The sequence below is a fragment of the Mycobacterium sp. genome (genome assembly GCF_032162605.1).
Classification (GTDB): Bacteria; Actinomycetota; Actinomycetes; order Mycobacteriales; family Mycobacteriaceae; genus Mycobacterium.
Map to the genome: position 1 here is coordinate 1 of NZ_JAVROT010000105.1, position 5,722 is coordinate 5,722.

General features: G+C 66.2%; 7 protein-coding genes. 3 read left to right on the forward strand and 4 right to left on the reverse strand.

Annotation, left to right across the window (positions count from 1 at the left end):
* Nucleotides 1-285 (reverse strand): TetR/AcrR family transcriptional regulator (locus tag QOI01_RS06440; RefSeq protein ID WP_526379351.1); only part of this gene is annotated, 285 nt, incomplete at its 3' end.
* 69 nt (nt 286-354) lie between these two features.
* Here QOI01_RS06440 and QOI01_RS06445 point away from each other — a divergent pair.
* On the forward strand, nt 355-753 hold the full coding sequence (locus tag QOI01_RS06445) for a VOC family protein (RefSeq protein WP_526379352.1): 399 nt from the start codon (nt 355-357) through the stop codon (nt 751-753).
* Between the two features lie 86 nt (nt 754-839).
* On the opposite strand, the gene QOI01_RS06450 is transcribed toward QOI01_RS06445, so the two are convergent.
* From QOI01_RS06450 to QOI01_RS06460, 3 genes are all read right to left on the reverse strand, one after another.
* Complete coding sequence (locus QOI01_RS06450; protein WP_526379353.1) at nt 840-1,100, reverse strand: hypothetical protein; 261 nt, start codon at nt 1,098-1,100, stop codon at nt 840-842.
* Nucleotides 1,101-1,223: 123 nt separating this feature from the next.
* Nucleotides 1,224-2,123 carry an alpha/beta hydrolase gene (locus tag QOI01_RS06455; protein WP_526379354.1) on the reverse strand — a complete coding sequence of 300 codons (900 nt, stop codon included), beginning with the start codon at nt 2,121-2,123 and terminating at the stop codon, nt 1,224-1,226.
* 72 nt (nt 2,124-2,195) lie between these two features.
* The gene (locus QOI01_RS06460; protein WP_526379355.1) at nt 2,196-2,378 is read right to left on the reverse strand and encodes a hypothetical protein; all 183 of its coding nucleotides are present in this window, start codon (nt 2,376-2,378) and stop codon (nt 2,196-2,198) included.
* Between the two features lie 163 nt (nt 2,379-2,541).
* On the opposite strand from QOI01_RS06460, the gene QOI01_RS06465 reads away from it, so the two are divergent.
* Nucleotides 2,542-3,159: a flavodoxin family protein gene (locus tag QOI01_RS06465; RefSeq protein ID WP_526379357.1), complete on the forward strand. Its 618-nt coding sequence runs from the start codon at nt 2,542-2,544 to the stop codon at nt 3,157-3,159.
* Between the two features lie 488 nt (nt 3,160-3,647).
* Nucleotides 3,648-5,618 carry an MFS transporter gene (locus tag QOI01_RS06470; protein ID WP_526379356.1) on the forward strand — a complete coding sequence of 657 codons (1,971 nt, stop codon included), beginning with the start codon at nt 3,648-3,650 and terminating at the stop codon, nt 5,616-5,618.
* Nucleotides 5,619-5,722: the final 104 nt, after the last annotated feature.

Genomic DNA, 5,722 nt, shown 5'->3' on the forward strand with positions numbered 1-5,722 from the left:
ACCAAGGTTGACCAGGATGGCCACGAGGTCACCCTCCAGTGAGCCCGAATCGGGAACGTCCTGCTCGGCGCTGATCCGCGAGGCCGCGTCGAGGACGAGTGCTTCACGAGATGCCCAGTGGCGATAGATCGTGGTCTTCGCGACCCCCGATCGACGGGCGACTTCATCGACGCTGAATCCCCCGATCCCGCTCTGCCCGAGAATCTCGAACGCGGTGGTCAAGACGCGATCCCGGGACTTCCTGATCCGACCGTCCACCGCGCTGGCCTCACGTTCCCGGGGCATCGTGTCATTCTGTCATAGCGCTACGCTACGGTAGCGTAGCGTTTCACGTCGACCAAGGGAGAAGGCGCCATGAACCTCGTTTCCATTCGCATGATCACCGATGACGTCGACGGCGTGGTCGGCTTCTATGAACGAATCACCGGCATCGAAGCCACGCGCTACACGCCGCAGTTCGCCGAGTTGAACATGCCGTCGTTCACGCTGGCGATCGGCCACACGGACACCGTTACTGCCTTCGGCGAGGGCGCCGCCAGGGCCGCCGACAATCACACCGTCATCATCGAGTTCGCCGTCGACGACGTCGACGGCGAATACGAACGGCTCAGGCCCATGGTCGCAGAGTGGGTGCAAGCTCCGACCACGATGCCATGGGGCAACCGCTCCATCCTGTTCCGCGATCCCGACGGCAACCTCGTCAACTACTTCACACCGGTCACCAAGGACGCGATTGAGAAGTTCAGCCGCTGACCCGGTGACCGTTCGTCGCCAATTTCGCTCTGCCCGAACGGTTCTCCGCCAATCCAGCATGTCGCATTTGGCAGCCGTCGCCGTAGTCAGGTCCGCTTGGCGTTGGCGAGGAACCCGACCGCCCCGATGACGGCGACGACACCGATGACGCCCCACAGGACGAAGGGGAAGACCAGCGACACCGCAGAGATGCCGACGCTGGAGAACGCCGTAGCCGCATAGAGCAACCAGAGCAGACGATAGGCACACCACAGCGCGACGACGCCGCAGGCGATGCCGATGCCCCGACTCCTGGTGCGGTCGACGCGGTTGATCTGTTCCTCGATGCGGGTGGGCACGATATTCATTGCTGCATTCCCTTCGCGATGCGCTGCCTGGTCGGCCTCGTCATGGCGTTGAGTACAGAACGCAGAAGCATCTACCGATCCCAACAATCGGAACGTCAGGCGATGTCGGCCTCGCCTGCTTGTTCAGGCGGCGTGCGGGGCCAAGGCTCGCCTCAACATGGCGCACTGGCTGGCGAAGAACGATTGCGAGACCTTCGTCTTGGGCGCGAGGCCATCGAAGCCGTGGAACGCGCCCGGTATCTCCTCAACGTGACACGGCACGCCCGCCTCGCGCAACCGCTCGGCGTAACGGAGGTCCTCGTCGTGAAAGAGGTCCAGCGTGCCGACCCCGATCCATGTGGGCGGGAGTCCTCTCAGGTCCGCCCGACGCGCGGGGACCGCGAGCTGCGGGTCCGCGTTACCAAGGTATGCGGCCCACGCGAACCGATTACTGGCCTTGTCCCACAGCCGCATCCCGCGTTGGTCTAGGTCCGTCCGCTCGGTAGTGCGATCGTCGAGCATCGGATAGGCGAGCAACTGGCCTTGTAGATGGACCTCATCGCGATCGTGTGCCAACTGCGCTAGGGCGGCCGCCAGCCCGCCGCCAGCGCTGGCACCGGCGATCGCTACGCGGGACCGATCCACGGTGGGTTGATCGGCCAGCCAGCACAGCGCGAGGTAACAGTCCTCCAGTGGCACGGGGTACTGGTGCTCGGGTGCCAGTCGGTAGTCCACCGACGCGACGGTGGCACCGAGCACGTGTGCGTAGCGGCGGCACAGCTCGTCGTCCTGGCCGGGGCTGCCGATCAGGTACCCGCCGCCGTGGATCCACAGCAGACCCGGACCGGCAGCGCTCCCAGGGGCGCGATAGACCCATAGCCGAATACCGGACTCCAAGGTGACTACTTCGACGCCCTTCGGCGGGCGCCGGTGAGGAAGTCTCGTCAGCCTGCGGATGAACTTCAGGCTGAACGGGGTGATCACCGCTTTGGGCAACGCCCGGCCGATACGGCGCAACTCAGGGTGAAACGGAACGCCGGGCATGCCATCAGTCTGACTACAAGGGCGGACTCCCCGGCTCGCTTTGGCTGGAGTCGCGCAGCAACCTATGTGACGTCAGTCGTCGTCTTGGCTCTGCGACTCGAGTTTGGCGACGATGTTGAACAGCCCGCTGAACAGGGTGCTCAGTACGTCCTCGTCGCTGGAATCGGTATCCGCAGTCAGTTCACGCACCTTGTCGTAGAGCGCCTTCGACTCTGGCGCATTGGACGACGGCAGGACGATGTTGATGTTTACCACCCCGCCATCATCGGGTTCAGCGAAGGGTCCCGTCCGGCGTTTCGTCGCTACGGTCGAATCGGACATTCGCACAGCGCGCGGTCGGGGGACGCCGTTTCCGACGAATCGTTGCCGGATATCAGCCCGCAAGACCGTCCAAACCGTCCAGACCGTCCAGACCGACATCCCGCTCGACGCACTCGCGCTCATCTGCAGCCTCAAACCGAGCCCGGCGCCGTCGAGCAGCCAACTGGTGGCCGAGCAGCTGTTGTCCGAACTCGGCGACGCCGGGGTGAGTGGCGACGTCACCCGCTGCGTCGACTACGACATCAAGCCCGGCGTCGAGGCAGACATGGGCGACGGCGACCAGTGGCCCGGTCTGCGCGAAAGGGTCTGTGCCGCAGATATTCTGGTGTTCGCCACGCCCACGTGGATGGGCCACATGTCCAGTGTCGCCCAGCGTGTCCTCGAGCGTCTGGACGCCGAACTGTCCGAAACCGACGACGCCGGGCGCCCGGTTCTGGCCGGCAAGGTCGCCATTGTCGCAGTGGTGGGAAACGAAGACGGTGCACACAAGATCGTCGCCGACGTCTTTCAGGGTCTCAACGACGTCGGCTACACGATTCCGGCGCAGGGCTGCACGTACTGGAATCGCTCCGCGATGCAGAAGACCGACTACAACGACCTCGACGAGGTACCGGAAGTGGTCGCCTCGGCAACCGCGGCCGCGGCCCGCAACGCGGCACATCTGGCACTAGCGTTGAAATCGGGCCAGTACCCGCCCTACCCGTCGGGAAGCTGACCGCAAGGCGCGCGGAGGGCCGTCCTTCGGTTTTCTCCCCCGGCCCTGTGTTGCTGTGCGTCTGCGGGGTATGCACTGAAAATCCCGTACCGGATGAACTTCCGCATCGTCGAGCGTTGGCAGTTCGGCTTCGCTCTGATCACCACGTCGACCCGAACGCGGTAGTCGTGAACCGGTCATGGGGCCAAGACCTGGCACCACGGGTGTCCCAGATCACTTGTGGCGGCTTGAATTCCCCCCGCGGCGAATAGGTCGATAGCATTGCGAACGAAATCGGCACCGATGCTGCTGCCCGCGCTCGTTCCACGGAAGCTTCGCTCGGCCGTGCCCCCACGGCTGAACGTGCAGACGACGAGCTACTGCGCGGGAACAAACCCCGCCCCGATGAAGTTGGAGAGACGCGTGCCCGGCCCGACTCGGTTGACCAACCCCCCCACTGATGCGAGGCCTCGCCGAATGGTCCTTCCAGACCGCGGTGGGCGGGGCTGATGCGCCAGGGCCCACTGGCGGGGCGGTATCCGGCGGTCGCCGCCATGGTCACGCTCGCGTTGATTCCGTACCTGGCGTTGTCCGCGGCCTTCGACCCGCTGGTGCCGATCATCTCCGAACAACTGCACATGAGCGCCCAGGCGCTGAGCCTGAGTTCGGGGTTGGGCAATGCGGCCTACGCCGTCGGCACAGTGCTGGCAGTCCAGTTCGCCCAGCACCTGCCGCAGCGCAGGATGCTGCTCGGCTACGCGGTCGTCCTCGTCTTCGGGTCGGTGCTCGCCGCGGCCGCACAGAACCCGGCGATGTTCATCTGTGGACACGTCCTGCAAGGCTTGGCCACCAGCATGCTGTTGATCGCCGCCGCGCCACCGCTGACGATCGGCTTTCCGAAGGACAAACTGCGCTACACCGCCGTGATCATGAACATGTGCGTGTTCGGGGCGGTTGCCCTCGGCCCGTTCATCGGCGGCGTGCAGGCACAGGCACACGCCTGGCGACCGCTGTTCTGGATCGTCGCCGCAATCGCACTGACCGCCCTGGTGATGGCCGCGTTGACCTTCGACGACGCCCCACCGGCCGACCTCGGCGCACCACGGGATCTGTGGGCCATCGGATTGGCGGCCCTCGGCTGCGCCGCCGGCTTCATCGGCGCTGCGCAACTCACCACCCACGGATTCACCGACGCGGCCGTGAGCGCCCCACTGTTCGGTGGCCTCGCATTGATCGTGGCCCTGATCGTCTACCAGTTCCGGGCCCGCCGCCCGCTGCTCACGATCCGCACGATGCTGACCAGTTCGATCCCGGTCGCCGGCGTCGGCGTCGCGCTGTTCGCCGCGGCCGCCTCGGTCGCAGCGACCGCGCTGACGGCCAACGTGCTGTTGCAGACCTACAGCCCCGTCCACGTCGGGCTGCTCTACCTGCCCGAACTCGGCGGCGCCATCGTCATGGCGTTCGTGTTCGGCATCGTCATTTCCCGGACGGCGATGCACTATCTACCGCTGGTGGGCATGGCGCTGCTCGCAGCCGGAATCGTCGTGTTCCGCATCGCCCTGCCTGCCAACCAGCCCCTGGTCCTGCTCGGTTCGGCACTGACGGGCCTCGCACTGGGCGCCACCGTCGCACCCGCGCTGTTCGTCGCGGGCTTCTCCCTGCAATCGGCGAGCCTGCAGCGCGTCTTCGCGATCATCGAACTCCTACGAGCGGTGGCCGCGTTCATGGTCGCGCCGATCCTCGCTCACTTCGCGGTGACCGCTGCCGCCGACCTCAACGTCGGGACCGGCTACGCGCTATGGATCGGTTTCGGGCTCGCCGTCGGCGGCGCCGTCTTCGGTGTGGCGATCTACGTGCTCAGCGGAGCACGGCCGCAACGCCCCGACCTGGACGAATTCATCGACGGCGACTCGCCGGCCTGGTACTCGCCACCGCTACTGGCCAGACTGCGTCCCGGCCTGCCCTCCCCCTCTGCCGCGGTCAAGACGGCCCCGAGCGTCACGACGTCGAACGAACGCGGTATTCCGGCCCAAGACGGGCCGGTTCTCTTCGCCTACGACGGATCCGAACTCGCCGCGTTCGCGATCGCGCATGCCGCCGCCCAGCTGTTTCCACGACGAGACGCACTGGTCGTGTGCGTGTGGCAGCCCGTCGAGGTCGGGTTCACGCCGACCGACACGACCCACTTCGACGCCGACCGGGCCCTCGAGGTACGGCAAGCCGCCGAACGGACCGCCGCGCACGGCGCATCGCTCGCCGACGACGCCGGATTCCTGGCGAGGAGCATCGCCGTCGAGGCGACGCCAACCTGGAAGGGCATCGTCGAGGCCGCCGAGGAACACGACGCGAGCCTGATCGTGGTCGGGCCGCACCGCCGCAGCGGGCTGCTAGGCCATTTGCAGGGCAGTGTCGCGGCCGCGGTCGTCGCACACTCGGACATCCCCGTTCTCGCCATCCCGCAGCAGACCGTCGACCACTAGTTTAGCCGGACGGCACCGGCGGCGTGAAACGCAATGAAGGGTGCGACCGGCCGGCGCGGGGTACCTAGCCGTCGGCAAGGTCCGATTGATGTCTGTAGCCCTGG